Raw genomic sequence first — 14,840 nt, forward strand, 5'->3', positions numbered from 1 at the left:
TTCTTTGCTCCCGCTGAACCTGTGGGACGACTTCATGCGGCTGTTGGACGCGATGATGCAGCCCCTGTACTGGGCCGTGTCCGGCGTGATGGTCGGCTTCCACTGGCTGCTCGGCTTCGTGTTCGACCCCAACTGGGGAGGCACCTGGGCGCTGTCCATCGTCCTGCTGACTGTCGTGATCCGGACACTGCTGATTCCGCTGTTCGTGCGGCAGATCAACTCGGCGCGCAACATGCAGATGCTGCAGCCGAAGCTCAAGGAGCTCAACGCCAAGTACGGCACCGACCGGGAGAAGCTCGGCCAGGAGACGATGAAGCTGTACAAGGAGGAGGGCGTCAACCCGATGGCCTCCTGCATGCCGATCCTGCTGCAGATGCCGATCTTCATCGCGCTGTTCAACGTGCTGAACAGCGTTTCGCGCACGGTCGTCCCCGAGAATGCGACCGGCTACCTGCCCACTGTGCTGGGGCACTTCTTCCAGCAGGACGCCACCTTGGTGACCTCGCTGCAGAAGGCCACCTTGTTCGGTGCACACATCTCGCAGACCTTCCTGCCGATCACCACCTTCGGTGCTACCCAGATCGTGGCCCTGGTGCTGATCGTCCTGATGACCGGCGTGCTGTTCATCACGCAGATGCAGCTGATGCGCAAGAACATGCCCCCGGACGCCATGACCGGGCCGATGGCTCAGCAGCAGAAGATGATGCTGTACATGTTCCCGGCCATGTACGCGGTCGGCGGTGTGAACATCCCGATCGGCGTGCTGCTGTACTGGCTGACCACCAACACCTGGAACATGGGTCAGCAGTACATCCTGATCCACAACAACCCGGCACCCGGCACCCCGGCCTACATCGACTGGGAAGAGCGGATGAGGGCCCGTGGCAAGGACCCCGACGAGATCGCCGCCAAGCGGCGCGGGGCCACCAAGCGTCCGGTTGCCGACCCGGCCAAGGTCGCGCGGCAGTCGACGGCGACCGAGTCCGGTGCGTCCGGTGATGCCGGCGTGCAGCGTCAGGTGATCCAGCGGCAGCAGCCGCGGAAGAACCCGCGCGCCGCCCGCAAGAAGTGAGTGAGAGCCAGATGGAAGAGGAAGTTGCGATGAGCGAAGAGAACAACGACGTCCCCGTTGCGGTGGACGAGGACCAGGCCGAGACCACTGAGGGCCGTTCCAAGAAGGAAGTTGCCCTGGAGAACGAGGGCGAGATCGCTGCGGATTACCTGGAGGAGTTGATGGACATCGTCGATCTCGACGGTGACATCGACACCTTCACCGAGGGTGGCCGCGCCCACGTCTCGATCATCACCGATTCCGAGGTGCTGGTCGGCCGGGACGGCGAGGTGCTCGAGGCGCTGCAGGAGCTGGCCCGGCTGGCAGTGATGACCGAGACTGGTCACCGCAGTCGGCTGATGCTGGACATCGCCGGCCATCGGGAGACCCGTCGGACCGCGCTGCAGGAGTTGGCCGCTGACGCGGTGACCGAGGTCAAGGAGTCCGGTGAGCCGGTCCGCTTGTCCCCGATGAATCCGTTCGAGCGGAAGATCGTCCATGACGCGGTGGCGGCCGCCGGCCTGATCAGCGAGTCCGAAGGCGAGGAGCCCCAGCGCCGCGTTGTGGTGCTGCCCAAGGCGTGACCGGGCATCCGGCCGAGCTGTTCGGCCCGTCGACTGAAGAGATAAAGCAATATGTTGACATACTCGCCTCGCGAGGCGTGGAGTGGGGATTGCTCGGGCCGCGCGAGGGCGAGCGGCTCTGGGATCGTCACGTTCTGAACAGCGTGGCCTTGGCCCCGCTGCTTCCTGAGGGCGCCACTGTGGTGGATGTCGGCTCGGGCGCCGGCCTGCCGGGACTGCCGCTCGCGCTGTACCGACCGGATCTGAAGGTGACCCTGCTCGAGTCACTGCTGCGACGCTCGGAGTTCCTGGAGCTCGCGGTGGAGGAGCTCGGTCTGTCCGATCGGGTGCAGGTGGTGCGGGCCCGTGCCGAGGATCATCGTGGCTCGTATCAGGTGGTCACCGCTCGGGCGGTGGCTCCGCTGGATAGATTGGTGGGCTGGTGCGTCCCGCTAGTGGCCCCCGGTGGAGCCATAGTCGCGTTGAAGGGCGCCAGCGCGTCCGCGGAGTTGGCGGCGTCCGCGGGGAGCCTGCGCCGCGACCGGCTTACTGGCGTTGTTCGTGAGTTGCCGGTCCCTGGGACCGATGAGGTCACTTGGGCGGTGGAGATCCGACGCCACGGGGACCCGCAGACCCTATCCTGATGTTTCACGTGAAACCGTCTTGCCAGTGGGAGTGTGATGTCGATCAAGCCACCTGACGCGCCGCGTCGGATTGCGTTCGAGGGACCGGAGACTCCGGCCGATGGATCGGACGAGCCGGACGACCTGGACGCTCCTGTTTCACGTGAAACAACGCTCCCCCGGCCTGCCCAGACCCGGACCTTCGTGATTGCCAATCAGAAGGGCGGCGTGGGCAAGACCACCACGGCGGTCAACATCGCCACCGCGCTCGCTCTCGGCGGACTCGAAGTGCTGGTCGTCGATCTCGACCCGCAGGGCAATGCCTCCACGGCACTGGGGATCGACCATCACGAGGGGATCCAGGGCACCTATGAGGTGCTCACCGCAGGAGCCTCGATCGCCGAGCTTGCCCAGGCGTCCCCTGAAGCTGAGGGTCTGTGGGTGCTGCCGGCCACGATTGATCTGGCCGGCGCAGAGATCGGCCTGGTCAGCACACCGGCTCGAGAGAGCCGTCTGCTGCATGCGCTGCGCGACTACTTCCTGGTCCGCAAGCCCGACTACATCTTCATCGACTGCCCGCCATCGCTGGGCTTGCTGACCTTGAATGCGTTGGTCGCGGCCAGTGAGATCCTGATCCCGATTCAGTGTGAGTACTACGCGCTGGAGGGTGTCACCCAGCTGCTGCGCACGATCAATCTGGTCAAGGGATCGATGAACGACCAGCTGTACCTGTCGACGGTTCTGCTCACGATGTTCGATGGCCGCACCCGGTTGGCCACCCAGGTCTCGGCGGAGGTGCGCAAGCACTTCGCCGAGCAGACACTAGAGGCGGTCATCCCGCGCTCGGTGCGGGTCTCGGAAGCGCCCAGTTACGGACAGACCGTCCTCACCTATCACCCGGCCTCGGCCGGAGCTCAGGCCTACTTCCACGCAGCCACCGAGATCGCCAACCGCGGCGTGGTGGCCGGAGAGGAGCGCAGCGCATGAACGCACAGCCCAAGCGCACGGGACTTGGACGAGGCCTGGGGGACCTACTGCAACGCACCGATCCCGAACTTGCCCATGGTGTCGAGCCGGACGCTGCCGTCCCGGCCGAGCCGCAGGGGGCGCACTTCGCCGAACTGCCGCTGGACTCGATCACGCCCAACCCTCGCCAGCCTCGGACGAACTTCGACGCCGACGCGCTTGCCGAGCTGGTCGGCTCCATCAAGGAGGTCGGGCTCCTGCAGCCGGTCGTCGTCCGTCCGCTTGAGCCGGGACGCTACGAGCTGGTCATGGGCGAGCGTCGCTGGCGTGCGTCCCGTGAGGCGGGGCTGGACGTCATTCCGGCCATTGTTCGGCGCACCGAGGAAGCTGACCTGCTCCGCGATGCCCTGTTGGAGAACCTGCACCGGGCGCAGCTGAACCCGCTGGAAGAGGCCGCGGCGTACCAGCAGATGCTCAGCGACTTCGGCTGCACCCAGGAGGAGCTCTCGGTGCGGATCAAGCGGTCGCGTCCGCAGATCTCGAACACCATTCGGCTGCTCCAGCTGCCGGCACCCGTGCAGCGTCGGGTGGCTGCCGGTGTGTTGAGCGCCGGCCATGCTCGCGCGCTGCTGGCACTGCCGGACGGCGACAAGATCGAGCACCTGGCCACCCGCATCGTCGCCGAGGGGCTCTCGGTGCGGGCAGTCGAAGAACTCGTAGCCCTGGGGGAGGGCGGCCCCAAGCGGGCGCCGCGGTCCCAGCGCACGGCCGAGCCGTCGCCCGAAGCCGCGAAGGTGGCGAACGAGCTGAGCGAGAAGCTGGACACCCGGGTCACGGTCACTCCCGGCAAGGGACGCGGCCGAGTGGTGATCGAGTTCGCTGACCAGGCCGACCTCGCTCGCATTGCCGATCTATTGATTTAGCTCTATATCGACATATCCACTTTGGCTGCCAAGGGGAGTTCGAGGTGGTCGACGGTGAAAGGCAGCGGCGGGTAGCTCTCTCCACAAGAGACGTCCACAAAGCCGAGCCCGTGGTACCAGTCGGAGAGCCGTCGGTTCTCTGCCACGATGCCGATCCGCAGCGCCTCGGCACCGTCAGCGGCGGCATGTGCCGCCGCCTCGGTTACCAGCAGCCGCCCGAGACCACGATGCCGATGCTCCGGATCCACGGCCAGATGCCGCAACTCCCAACAACCCTCACGACGCCGGGACGGCCCAACGAACGCACAGCCGGCCACCCGAGAGTCGACTTCCACCCCGAGCAACCGGGCCGGCCGCGCCACGGCTCGGGCCACGTCGCCCACCGTCCAGTACACCGGGTAGTGCGGATTGTTCTGCGCGGTGATCCCAAACTGCTCTCGCACAGTGTCGAATCCGGCGCGCAACACCGCCAGCACCTCTGGGTAGCGGGAGGCCCCGAGGGTCACCACCTGAAGTGGGCCGTCCGGCTCCTGCGCGTCCATGTCCCCTCACTTCGTCGTCGGGAACAACCCTAGCCAGCCGGCGACCCACAGCACGGAGGGTTCGGACTACGGCAACCGGCCGCCTAGGATGAGAAGTGCCCGATGGCTCGACCTCACCCATGGAGTCAGATGCGCAGCCTTACCCCGGTCACCGAGGCCGACCTCGCCAACCTGGCGTGCCCCTACTGTGGGACCACTACGCCGCCCGACGCCGAGTGGGTCGTCGAGGCTGTGCGCGCCTGGGGGTTGTGCGGGTGGCGGATCGCCGGCGACGGGCAGACCGACGCGCTGCTGCTGGTAGCACCGAGCCAGAGCGAGCCGGCTGCGGTCCTGGTCATGCAGCTGTGGGTGGCCCCGAACGCCACTGGACGAGGGCTGGGCAAGCGACTGGTGCAGGGTGCCGCGGCGGCGTTGAAGGCGAACGGAGCCACCACCATCCTCAGCCGAGGCTCGCGATCACATCCCAGCTGCAGCGTGCCGCCGCGGGACTTCCTGCGCGCAGTGGGCTTCACCCGTCAGCTGGACGAGCGGTACTACCGGCTGGACCTGAACCGGGCCGTAGCGAGCCGCAACCCGTTCCAGGCTCTGCTCGACCGGGTGACCGCTGCACTTCAGGGCCCGGGCGAACCGGCGGCCGGCGGTCTCAGTCCGCGCGCCGTGTCGAGCCCGGACTAGTCAGGACGGATCAGAGGTATTCTTCGAGCGCCTTCAGCAGGGTCGACTTCGGCTTGGCACCGGTGAACGACTTCACCACCTCGCCGCCCACGAACACCTGGACGGTCGGCAGCCCGAGCACGCCCTGCTGCAGCGGCACCTGGGTGTTCACGTTGGTGTCCAGCTTCACGAAGGTGATCTTGTCGGAGTACTCGCCGGCCAGCTCATCCAGGATCGGGGAGAGCTGACGGCAGGGGGCGCACCAGTCGGCCCAGTAGTCGACGACCACCGGCTTGCCGGACTTCAGCACCACCTCGTCGAAGGTGGCATCGGTCACATCTGCAACTGCGGACATTGAAAGCTCCTAGGCGTTCGAGTTGGCGCTAGCCAGGCTAGCCGGGGCGTCAGACAGAGCCGCCAGGTAGCGCTCTGCGTCCAGGGCTGCCGCGCAGCCGGAGCCGGCGGCGGTGATCGCCTGCCGGTAGGTGTGGTCGACCAGGTCGCCACAAGCGAAAACACCGTCCAGGTTGGTACGGGTGCTGGGAGCGTCCACCTTCACGTAGCCCGCCGAATCCAGCTCGATCTGGCCGCGGACGATCTCCGAGCGAGGATCGTGGCCGATGGCCACGAACAGGCCATCAGCCGGCAGCGCACGGGTTTCGCCAGTGACGGTGTCGGCCAGCGTGATCGAGGTCAGCGACTGATCGCCGACCAGGCCCACGATCTGGGAGTTCCAGGCGAAGTGGATCTTCGGATCGGCCTTGGCCCGCTCGACCATAATCTTGGAGCCGCGCAGCTCGTCGCGGCGGTGGATCAAGGTGACCGACTTGGCGAATCGGGTCAGGAAGGTGGCCTCCTCCAGAGCGGAGTCACCGCCACCGACCACAGCGATGTCCTTCTCGCGGAAGAAGAAGCCGTCGCAGGTGGCACACCAGGACACACCGCGTCCGGACAGCCGATCCTCATCGGCCAGGCCCAGCCGGCGGTACCCGGAGCCCATGGCCAAGATCACGGCCTTGGCCTGGTAGGTGGTGCCCTCGGAGTCGGTGGCGGTCTTCACCGGGCCGGTGAGCTCGACGGCAGCGACATCATCGGTGATGATCTCGGCGCCGAACTTCTCGGCCTGAGCGCGCATGTTGACCATCAGATCCGGCCCCATTACGCCTTCGGGGAAGCCGGGGTAGTTCTCCACCTCGGTGGTGGTCATCAGGGCACCACCGGCGGTCAGCGCACCCTCGAACAGCAGCGGACGCAGCCCGGCCCGGGCGGTGTAGATGGCCGCGGCGTAACCGGACGGGCCGGAGCCGATGATGATGACTTCGCGAATCTCGGACATGGCTCCTCATACGAATTCTCGGACGCCCCACTCTAGCTGTCGGGGCCCGGCACGCAGCTGTAACCACGGCGGCCGCCGCGACATTCCCGATACCCCTGGGTGGTATGAGCGCGTGACCCGCAAGAAGATGCCCGGCCGGGCCCGGGGGTCCCCACTCCCGAGCCCGGCCGGAGGCATCACTACAGCGAAACCATCCGCCTGCATGAGGTGAGTGACGCCAGCCCAGCCGAGTCCGGCATCGGTGAGGACGCACGGGAGCCCGTCCGAAGACGGCGATCGGCGGAGGTCATGGCGGTAACCACCTGTCACAGGTTCACTGGCTGATCTTGAGGGTAGCCACGTGGTGAGGCACGGCAGATCCGGGAGTGTGGCAATCCGCAGTCGAGGCCTCCGACGCCCCCAGATCGGGGCTCCCAGGGCGCCGGAGCGACGCCCTACGACAGTGCAGCGGACAATCGCCTGACGACCCGCATCAGGCGCCGTCAGCGGGCCGATCCGCAGGCTAGGGTCAGCAGCAACGCCGTCCGGCGATGCACACAGGAGGTGGCGCGATGAGCGACGAGAACGAACCGCGTCCGGTTGGAGATGACGCCGCCCAGGCCCCGAACCCCGCTGATCCCGCACAGCCGGCGTCCAACCCGACCGGTCCGGTCTGGTTCGAGCCGCCCGTCCAGACCACCTCGTCGTCGACCGACCTGCCAGAGCCCCCGATCGGCGTCACTCCTGCGCCGGCGCCGCGGCTGACCCGACGCCGCTGGGCGCTCGCCCTGGCCGCGGCCATTGTGGTGGTGGCTCTGGTCGCCGGCTTCCTCACCGGGGGCTTCGGCCTGCTGCGCAGTGGCGGAGCAGCCACCCCGACCGAAGAGGCGGCCAAGGTCGCTGAGAAGTCCGTCCGCTTGTTCAACTCGATCTCGATGAAGAACCTGCTCAGCAACCCGCTGACCGCTGTCGGCGACCTCACCGCAGAGATCGCGCCCAGTGAGGTTCGACTGGAGCCCGGCTTCACCAAGGTGGACAACTCCGACCTGCTCGCGCTGACCAAGGAGTCGATCGAGCTGAGCACCGAGATGGCCGGGGCATTCCAGGTGTCCCTGGAAGGTCTGAAGACCGAGGCCACCGAGGTGAGCGATGACATTGCACTGGTCACTTTCACCGAAGGCAAGCTCACCGTCAGCGCGGACCTGGTTCGCCTGAAGGCGGCGCTGCAGAAGGTGCCGGCAGTGGCGTCCGCACAGGTGACGGCCACACTGACCAAGTACGGGCTGCCACCGACCAAGCCCATCGACTTGGGCTTTCCGGATGGCTGGCAGGACGACTTGCTGACCCAGGCCAAGACCACTTTCCCGTACTGGGTGGACCTGGCCGACTGTGCGAAGTGGACCAAGACCGGCGAGCTCATAGATCATCCCGACGTCGCTGCCGTGTGCGCGTTGGTCGGCCGGGTTGTGGTGGTGAACGAGGGCGGCCGCTGGTACCTCTCGCCGATGCTCACCTCGAGCATCGGCATGGGTGAAGCGACCGGACAAGAGGGCATCAAGGTCCTGACCGATCCGGAGCGCAAGGAGCTGCTGAGCGTCACTCCGGCGCGGCACGCGAACCCGACCGATGCTCCCGGCGGGCTGATCTCAACGCTGCTTCTGGGCGAGCCGCGGGCCGTGGCTGCCGAGTTGCCGCTGGCCGAGCGTCGCTACGCCGCGGCCAGTGGGTTGTTGTCGGAGGTGAACCTGTCCGGACTGCAGAGCAGGAGCCACTTCTCCGAGATCGTCCGCAGTGGGCAGCAGGCCAAGATTCGGGTCGACCAGCTCACTTTGAGCACGCCGGACGGCGAGACCGAGATCACGGACGGGACCTGCGTCACCGCGGACGGCTCAAAGACCTGTCTGAGCGATCTGAAGCAGTCGGAGGCCGTACACGACATGTTCGCCACCCTGGCCGAGCTGGATTGGAAGCCCTTCGAGGACACCACCGGGATCAGCAGCGACAAGGTGATCCACAAGCTCCAGGCCGCCACCGATACGGCCATCTCCGCCATCGACCCGAGCCAGATCGGCCTGGTCGTAGTCCAGGAGGACGGCAGCTGGCTGCTCAGCCTCACTGCCACCATCGCCGAGCTGCAGAACCAGCTCTGGGCTGCGGCTCGGACTGGGTTGATCAGCATCCAGGAGTGAGTCGGCCGGTCGGGTCGACGCGGGAACGGCTGAGACTGCGGCACGCCCGGCGTGCGACCGGCCTAAGCTCGCTCGGGTGAGCAACCACACCGGCAAGTGGGCCGGCAAGGCGGAGGCCTATGCCGAGACCTTTGCGCTGCTGTGTGCGCAGCTGGTCGACCCGCTGCTGGACGCCCTGGCGCCGACCGCCGGGAGCCGGCTGCTCGATGTCGGTACCGGTACCGGGAGCGTGGCCCGAGCCGCCCGAGATCGCGGCTGTCAGGTGGTGGCCGTTGATCCGGAGGCGGACATGCTGGCCATGGCCGTCCAGGCCGTACCCGGGGTCGAGTTCATTGAGGACGGCCTGCCCGGCCTTGACCGGGTCACCGGCCCGTTCGACGCCATCACGGCCAACTGTGTGCTCAATCAGCTGGCCGAGCCGCAGGCGTCGGTGCGCCGACTGACCCAGCTCCTGAGCCCGGACGGGAGACTGGCGATCTCCACCTGGCCGGAGGTGCACCCGCTGCAGCAGCTGTGGAACGACGTGGTGGCACAGGCCGGGGCCGAGGTGCCGTCCGGTGCGGCCCGGTCGGCGGCCGCCACCGGCTTCGAACGCAGCCTGGACGGGGTGAGCGGGCTGCTGTCCGCTGCCGGAGTGCAGCTGGAGCGGGTCTGGGCCTACGAGTTCGTCCATCGGGTCGACCCCCAGCTGTGGTGGAGCGGTCCGAGCCGTGGCGTCGCCTGGATCGGCCAGGTCTACCGGGCGCAGAGCCCGGCGAAGGCGGACGCCATGGAGCGCGCGTACCAGCGGCTCAGCGCCGCCTACCTGGCCGCGGACGGAATGCTGCACCTGCCGGCCACCGCCATCCTGGCCGTCGGAGGACGTTCGGCCTAGCCAGGACTGGTGCCAGGAGCCCACCCGCGGGCGAACTGACTGCGAGAAACTGCCCGCTGTCCGGGCTTCGTCGACCGCCTAGGATCACAGGCAAATGCTCAGCCTGATCTCGCCGGCCAAGGCGCTCGACTTCGAGTCCCCGGTGCCCAAGACCGTCCACACCCTGCCGCGACTGCTCGACGACAGCATGGCGCTGGCCGCCGTGATGAAGAACAAGTCGGTGGCCGACCTGGCCCGGCTCTCCGGGATCTCCGACGAGTTGGCCGCTCGCAATGCCGAACGGTGGGCCGCCTTCGACGTCCCGTTCCCGACCTCGGCGTCCCGGGTGGCGCTGCTGGCCTTCAACGGCGACGCCTACCAGGGCTTGGCCGCCCGGCAGCGGTTCGGCACCCGCGACTACACCGAGGCGCAGAAGACGCTGCGGATCCTGTCGGGCCTCTACGGGCTGCTGCGTCCCCTCGATCTGATCCTGGCCTACCGGTTGGAGATGGGCACCCGGCTGGAGACCGAGCAGGGCGGCAGCCTCTACCAGTGGTGGGGACGGCGGATCACCGACCTGATCGCCGAGGACCTGGCCGCGTCGCCGGGTTCTGCGGTGCTGGTCAACCTGGCCTCGACGGAGTACTTCAGTGCCGTCCAGCCGAGCTCGCTGGACGCCCGGGTGATCTCACCGCGGTTCGAGGACACCGATCCGCGCGGACGCCGTTCGGTGATCTCCTTCTTCGCCAAGCGCGCTCGCGGCGAACTGGCCGCCTGGCTGGTGCTCAATCGGGTGCACAGCGCCCGGGCCATCATCGAGTTCGACGGCGCGGGATATCGCTACGACAAGGCCGCATCCACTCCGGATCAGCCGGTCTTTGTGCGTCCGTTCGCAGCTCGGACGCAGCCAGGCAGCTGAGCCCGCAATCGAGCGCACCATCAACCGTCGACGGCGCGCTCTCTTGCGGGGATCGGCTCAGCTGAGCCCGTAGGCCCGGTGAATCAGGAAGATCGGGTGTTCGGTCTTCACCCCGGACGACTTCTCGATCTGCCAGCGGCAGGTCTCGGTGTCGCACAGGGCCAGCTCGGAGCTGGTCGCCTTCACCATGTCGAACAAGGGCTTTCCGACGGCCTGAGCGACGTCGTACTTCTCCTTCTTCAGACCGTAGGTGCCGGCGATGCCACAGCAGATGGCGCCGGAATCGACGACCTCGAGCTCGGGGATCAGTCGCAGCACCTCGAGGGCCGGCTTGCCGATGCCCTGGCTCTTCAGCTGACACGGAGCGTGGTAGGGCACCTTCATCCCGATCGGGGCGAAGTTGGTGGGCAGCTCGCCGGCCTCGTGCAGGTCGAGCAGGAACTCCATCATGTCGACGATCCGGGTGCCGACGTCCTTCAGCCGCTCGTCGTCGACGCCCATGATCTCGTGCGCCTCATGCTTGAGCATGCCGGTGCAGGAGCCGGACGAGGACACGATGGTCAGGTCCTTGCCGGCCGCGCGCAGGTCGTCGCACAGCTTCAGGACGTCCTTGGTGGCGCCGGCGAACAGCCCGTTGGACTGCTGGGCCAGGCCGCAGCAGCCCTGCTTGGGCACCAGCACCTGGTAGCCGAGGTGCTCCAGGACCTCCACCGACTTCTTGGAGGTCTCCACCTCGAAGTAGCCACCGGCGCAGCCATGGAAGAAGACCACAGTGCCGCGCGGGAACGGTCCGGCCGGAGTCGGACGCTTGCGGAACCAGCCCTCGAAGGTCTGCGACTGAGGCGGCGGCATCGGTGCGTCCGCGTGCACCTTGACCACGGCCTCCATCACCTTGCGGATCGGCTTGTTGTTCAGGGCGGCCCTGGCGATCGGCGCCACCGGGGTCATGGCCTTGCCCATCAGCACGGTCTGGCCGATCAGCCGGTCGCGCAGTGGCATGTGGTCGGCCTTCATCACCGCACGGGCCTGGCTGTTCAGCTCGGCGATCTGGACGCCCTGCGGGCAGACCAGGGTGCAGGTGCCACAGCTGGAGCAGTAGTCCAGGGAGTGATCGACCGACTCACCGTTGCGGAACCGCTCGGCCTGCGGGCCGACGTACTTCGGTCCGGAGAACAGCGGGGTCACCGCGGCCACCGGGCACTGGGTCTCACAGATCGTGCACTTCACACATGCGTCCAGGCTGGCCCGGGACAGCGAGTGGCCGGCGAACTCCAAGCCTTCGGTTGCCATCACAACTCCTTCAGGATCGAATCGGCGGCCAGGACGGCGCTGGCGGCAGCGACTCCGTCCCCGGACTTCTCGGCCCAGCGGGTACTGCCGGCGATCACATCGCCGACGGCGCGCAGGTTCGCGTACACCGGTTTCCCGTTACCCAGTACCCGCATCTGCGAATCGACGCCGACACCGACGGAGAAGATGGGCTGCTCGGCACCCCAGTAGTCACCGTGGATCAGCGGGGTGTTCTCGGTGCCGACCAGCGGCAGCCCGAACAGGGTCTCGGTCACCGTGCCGTAGGAGTCCATGGCCAGAGCTCCGGCCTCGAAACCACCGGTGGCCAGGACGAATGCGTCCGCGCGGTACTCCCGCTCGGCCGGCACGGTGGCATTGCGGACGTTGAGGATCCGGTCGCCGTCGGCAGCGAAGCCGACCGTACGAACCCCGGAGACCATCCGCACGCCGGCGGCCAGCGCCCGGGCGTTGAGCGCCTGGTTGAGTCGCAAGCCAGCCACAGAAGGCGGCGGCAGCGGGATCTCGAAGACCGGGTGCCCGAGCTTCGCGGCCAGGTCGGAGTGGGCCTGCCGATCCTTCAGCCCGATCACGGCCGGCAGCGCCACGATCTCGCCGTCCTTCAGCAGCGGGGCCAGCAGATCGGCGAACTGCTGCCGGAAGGCCGGCACGTCGAAGGCATGAGCGAAGGCCAGGCCGGAGGAGTCGATCTCGCCCTCACGAGCAGCGATGTCGACGTTGATGGCGCGGGCGGCCACCCGTCCACCATCGGGCAACTCGGTGCGGCCCAGGTTGCCGGCGATCAGTTCGGGCTGGAAGTCCTTCAGCCGGCGCAGGCCGACCACCACGACGGAGCTACCCGCCTTCAGGTTGCCGGCCAGCATGCTCGGCTGGGCCAGGCAGGTCGGACGCAGCGCGCCGACCGCCGTGGGCAGGTGGTAGTTCGCCTCCGGGTCACCGACCAGCAGGTCGGGCACCAGTTCCTTGAGGTAACCGAGCGCGGTGAGCACGCCCTGAGCGCCGATGGTGGCGTAGGGATGCTCGGCGGCGACCTCAGCGACGGCCTTGATCGGGTTGGTGACCCGCTGCGGGTTGTAGCCCAGCACGTCCACGGTTCCTTGGCCGAGCTGCAGGCCACCGATGCCCTTGCTGAGCAGGAGCACCTCGGCCCCGCCGTCGGCCAGCCGGTTGGCGGCGACTAGGCCGGCCAGCCCGGCCCCGATCACGATCACGCGGCTCACAGCACGACCTCACTTTCGGCGGCCGGGAGGTGCTCGATGTCGAGGGTCCCGGAGAAGATCCAGTTGTCCAAGGCGGTCTGCCGCAGCTGATCGCCGTGCAGGATCGGCCACAGCCCGATCCAGCGGTTCTTCAGGAACAGGCGCAGCAGTTCGGTGGCCCGCTCGATGTCGATGTGTTCACTTGCCAGGGCGATTCCGGTCGCGCGCATGCTGCAGAAGCCGCCCTGGCAAGGACCCATGCCGAGACGCAGTTGGCGGCGTAGGTCGTCGAAGGTGCCCTTGGGTTGTTCAGCCAGGGCGTCGGTGAACATCTTGCGACTCATCAGCTCGCACTCGCAGATGATCTGGTCGTCGAGCCGGTCATGCTCGCGGTCATGCAGCCGATGGGTGACCACGTAGTTGGGGCCGGCGCCTTCGACCGGCATGTCCTCTTCGGCGGTGCGGCAGACCCGCTTCTCGCCGAGCTTGTCGCACATGGCATCGACGATGTGCTCGGCCATCAGCCGGTAGGTGGTCAGCTTGCCACCGCCGATGGTGAGCATTCCGTCCAGGCCGTCGCGGGTGGTGTGGTCGATGACGGCCATGCCGCGGCTCATGTGCCGGGTGTCGGTGGCCGCCACCCGGTTGTCCTTGATCAGCGGACGGGCCCCGGCCCAGGCGTGCAGGGCGCGGGCCTTGCGGAAGCCGGGCACCAGCACCTCGCCGGCGTCGAACATCTGCTGGACCTCGGCCTGCTCGATCTCCAAGTGATCGGGATCGTCCACCTTCACGTCGGTGGTGCCGATGATGGAGACGGTGTGCACCGGGACCAGGATGTCGCCGTCGGCCGGGTAGATGCAGCGGTTGACCACGCGGTTCACCAGCCGGTGGCTCATCGCCACCATGATTCCGCGTCCGGGGATGACGTCGACCGGGTGGGCGCCGGCCATGGCGGCGATCTGTCCGGCCCACGGGCCGGCGCAGTTCAGCACGAAGCCGGTCTCGATCAGGACGTCCTCGCCGTTCTTGAGGTCCTTGCAGTGGACGGCCGCGACGTGCCCGTCCACGGTGTCGATCTTGGTGACCTGGTGGTAGGTGAGGATCTGGGCGCCGTAGTGGCGAGCCGAGTTGGCGGCTCCCCAGACCAGCTGCCAGCCGTCCACGGTGCCGTCCAGCACCTCGATGGCCCGTTTGATGCCGCGGTTCAGCCGGGGCTCGTTGCGCAGCGCCTCGGCGACGGTGATCTCCTGGGCGGGGACGCCGGTGGCGGCCGCGCCGGCCAGGAACTTGTCGGCGAACGACGGGTCGTCGTCGGGTCCGGTGACGAAGTAGCCGCCGGTCATCTCGACCGCACCGGCCTGAATCCGGCTCAGGATCGCGTTCTCCTGGGCGCACTCGGTGGCCGACAGCGGATCGGACACCACGTAGCGGCCGCCGGAGTGCAGCAGCCCGTGGAAGCGTCCGGTGGTGCCTTGGCCCAGATCCGCGCGCTCCAGCAGCACAGTGCTGTAGCCGCGCATAGCGACATCACGCACCACGCCGGCGCCGGTCGAGCCACCACCGATGACGACGACGTCAACAGCGAGTTTCCTCACGTCTCCTCCTGGTTTCGTGGCGACGCCAGGCCACGGGGCAGTGGATCCACGTTGATCTCCACCACAGCGAGGAGGCGTCCTCGCCTAGGCTAAAGCGCCGGTGGGTCGATTGAATGCGCTAGTGGCCTAGGTATGGCAGA

15 protein-coding genes are annotated in these 14,840 nt (G+C 67.6%); 9 read left to right on the forward strand and 6 right to left on the reverse strand.

Annotated elements, in window-relative coordinates; translation table 11 throughout:
• The first annotated feature begins 34 nt into the window (after nucleotides 1-34).
• The 5 genes from yidC (at nucleotide 35) to ATK74_RS13750 (ending at nucleotide 4,126) form a co-directional block, all read left to right on the forward strand.
• A complete protein-coding gene (gene yidC / locus ATK74_RS13730; protein ID WP_245841061.1) occupies nucleotides 35-1,072 on the forward strand; it encodes a membrane protein insertase YidC in 1,038 nt (345 codons plus the stop codon).
• A 29-nt stretch (nucleotides 1,073-1,101) separates the two neighbouring features.
• Nucleotides 1,102-1,635 carry a Jag family protein gene (locus ATK74_RS13735; protein WP_245840947.1) on the forward strand — a complete coding sequence of 178 codons (534 nt, stop codon included), beginning with the start codon at nucleotides 1,102-1,104 and terminating at the stop codon, nucleotides 1,633-1,635.
• A 77-nt stretch (nucleotides 1,636-1,712) separates the two neighbouring features.
• Nucleotides 1,713-2,258, forward strand: a complete 546-nt coding sequence (rsmG, locus tag ATK74_RS13740) for a 16S rRNA (guanine(527)-N(7))-methyltransferase RsmG (protein ID WP_245840954.1) — start codon at nucleotides 1,713-1,715, stop codon at nucleotides 2,256-2,258.
• Between the two features lie 36 nt (nucleotides 2,259-2,294).
• Nucleotides 2,295-3,224 carry a ParA family protein gene (locus ATK74_RS13745; protein ID WP_098461574.1) on the forward strand — a complete coding sequence of 310 codons (930 nt, stop codon included), beginning with the start codon at nucleotides 2,295-2,297 and terminating at the stop codon, nucleotides 3,222-3,224.
• Nucleotides 3,221-4,126, forward strand: coding sequence for a ParB/RepB/Spo0J family partition protein (locus ATK74_RS13750; protein WP_098461575.1), 906 nt, complete (start codon nucleotides 3,221-3,223; stop codon nucleotides 4,124-4,126). Before ATK74_RS13745 ends, ATK74_RS13750 begins: the two co-directional genes overlap by 4 nt.
• Before the next feature lie 2 nt (nucleotides 4,127-4,128).
• Here ATK74_RS13750 and ATK74_RS13755 read toward each other — a convergent pair whose 3' ends face one another.
• The gene (locus ATK74_RS13755) at nucleotides 4,129-4,668 is read right to left on the reverse strand and encodes a GNAT family N-acetyltransferase (RefSeq protein WP_098461576.1); all 540 of its coding nucleotides are present in this window, start codon (nucleotides 4,666-4,668) and stop codon (nucleotides 4,129-4,131) included.
• A 129-nt stretch (nucleotides 4,669-4,797) separates the two neighbouring features.
• Here ATK74_RS13755 and ATK74_RS13760 point away from each other — a divergent pair, with 129 nt between their 5' ends.
• On the forward strand, nucleotides 4,798-5,343 hold the full coding sequence (locus ATK74_RS13760) for a GNAT family N-acetyltransferase (RefSeq protein ID WP_098461577.1): 546 nt from the start codon (nucleotides 4,798-4,800) through the stop codon (nucleotides 5,341-5,343).
• A gap of 10 nt (nucleotides 5,344-5,353) precedes the next feature.
• On the opposite strand, the gene trxA is transcribed toward ATK74_RS13760, so the two are convergent.
• Nucleotides 5,354-5,677 carry a thioredoxin gene (gene trxA / locus ATK74_RS13765; protein ID WP_098461578.1) on the reverse strand — a complete coding sequence of 108 codons (324 nt, stop codon included), beginning with the start codon at nucleotides 5,675-5,677 and terminating at the stop codon, nucleotides 5,354-5,356.
• Between the two features lie 9 nt (nucleotides 5,678-5,686).
• Complete coding sequence (gene trxB, locus ATK74_RS13770) at nucleotides 5,687-6,658, reverse strand: thioredoxin-disulfide reductase (protein WP_098461579.1); 972 nt, start codon at nucleotides 6,656-6,658, stop codon at nucleotides 5,687-5,689.
• A 551-nt stretch (nucleotides 6,659-7,209) separates the two neighbouring features.
• Between trxB and ATK74_RS13775 the strand changes: the two genes are divergently transcribed.
• The 3 genes from ATK74_RS13775 to yaaA all read left to right on the forward strand — a co-directional run bounded on the left by ATK74_RS13775 (nucleotide 7,210) and on the right by yaaA (nucleotide 10,598).
• Entirely contained in the window at nucleotides 7,210-8,826 is a 1,617-nt protein-coding gene (locus ATK74_RS13775) for a hypothetical protein (RefSeq protein WP_098461580.1), read from the forward strand.
• Nucleotides 8,827-8,902: 76 nt separating this feature from the next.
• On the forward strand, nucleotides 8,903-9,700 hold the full coding sequence (locus tag ATK74_RS13780; protein ID WP_098461581.1) for a class I SAM-dependent methyltransferase: 798 nt from the start codon (nucleotides 8,903-8,905) through the stop codon (nucleotides 9,698-9,700).
• A 94-nt stretch (nucleotides 9,701-9,794) separates the two neighbouring features.
• Complete coding sequence (gene yaaA, locus ATK74_RS13785; protein WP_098461582.1) at nucleotides 9,795-10,598, forward strand: peroxide stress protein YaaA; 804 nt, start codon at nucleotides 9,795-9,797, stop codon at nucleotides 10,596-10,598.
• Nucleotides 10,599-10,655: 57 nt separating this feature from the next.
• On the opposite strand, the gene ATK74_RS13790 is transcribed toward yaaA, so the two are convergent.
• Genes ATK74_RS13790 through glpA form a run of 3 tightly spaced genes read right to left on the reverse strand, consistent with a single transcriptional unit; the run spans nucleotide 10,656 to nucleotide 14,700 of the window.
• Entirely contained in the window at nucleotides 10,656-11,888 is a 1,233-nt protein-coding gene (locus tag ATK74_RS13790; RefSeq protein ID WP_098461583.1) for an anaerobic glycerol-3-phosphate dehydrogenase subunit C, read from the reverse strand.
• Nucleotides 11,888-13,126 (reverse strand): glycerol-3-phosphate dehydrogenase subunit GlpB, encoded by a 1,239-nt coding sequence (gene glpB, locus ATK74_RS13795; RefSeq protein WP_098461584.1) that lies wholly within the window; start codon nucleotides 13,124-13,126, stop codon nucleotides 11,888-11,890. Before glpB ends, ATK74_RS13790 begins: the two co-directional genes overlap by 1 nt.
• The gene (glpA, locus tag ATK74_RS13800) at nucleotides 13,123-14,700 is read right to left on the reverse strand and encodes an anaerobic glycerol-3-phosphate dehydrogenase subunit GlpA (protein WP_098461585.1); all 1,578 of its coding nucleotides are present in this window, start codon (nucleotides 14,698-14,700) and stop codon (nucleotides 13,123-13,125) included. Before glpA ends, glpB begins: the two co-directional genes overlap by 4 nt.
• Nucleotides 14,701-14,840: the final 140 nt, after the last annotated feature.

Source organism: Propionicimonas paludicola, from assembly GCF_002563675.1.
GTDB classification, from domain to species: Bacteria; Actinomycetota; Actinomycetes; order Propionibacteriales; family Propionibacteriaceae; genus Propionicimonas; species Propionicimonas paludicola.

Bases quoted from the DNA above. Each gene is read 5' to 3' on its own strand.
- ATK74_RS13750 (WP_098461575.1), top strand. From the start codon at position 3,221: ATGAACGCACAGCCCAAGCGCACGGGACTTGGACGAGGCCTGGGGGAC.
- ATK74_RS13745 (WP_098461574.1), top strand. From the start codon at position 2,295: ATGTCGATCAAGCCACCTGACGCGCCGCGTCGGATTGCGTTCGAGGGA.
- ATK74_RS13735 (WP_245840947.1), top strand. From the start codon at position 1,102: ATGAGCGAAGAGAACAACGACGTCCCCGTTGCGGTGGACGAGGACCAG.
- ATK74_RS13760 (WP_098461577.1), top strand. From the start codon at position 4,798: ATGCGCAGCCTTACCCCGGTCACCGAGGCCGACCTCGCCAACCTGGCG.
- ATK74_RS13775 (WP_098461580.1), top strand. From the start codon at position 7,210: ATGAGCGACGAGAACGAACCGCGTCCGGTTGGAGATGACGCCGCCCAG.
- yidC (WP_245841061.1), top strand. From the start codon at position 35: ATGCGGCTGTTGGACGCGATGATGCAGCCCCTGTACTGGGCCGTGTCC.
- trxB (WP_098461579.1), bottom strand. From the start codon at position 6,658: ATGTCCGAGATTCGCGAAGTCATCATCATCGGCTCCGGCCCGTCCGGT.
- ATK74_RS13790 (WP_098461583.1), bottom strand. From the start codon at position 11,888: ATGGCAACCGAAGGCTTGGAGTTCGCCGGCCACTCGCTGTCCCGGGCC.
- ATK74_RS13755 (WP_098461576.1), bottom strand. From the start codon at position 4,668: ATGGACGCGCAGGAGCCGGACGGCCCACTTCAGGTGGTGACCCTCGGG.
- trxA (WP_098461578.1), bottom strand. From the start codon at position 5,677: ATGTCCGCAGTTGCAGATGTGACCGATGCCACCTTCGACGAGGTGGTG.
- yaaA (WP_098461582.1), top strand. From the start codon at position 9,795: ATGCTCAGCCTGATCTCGCCGGCCAAGGCGCTCGACTTCGAGTCCCCG.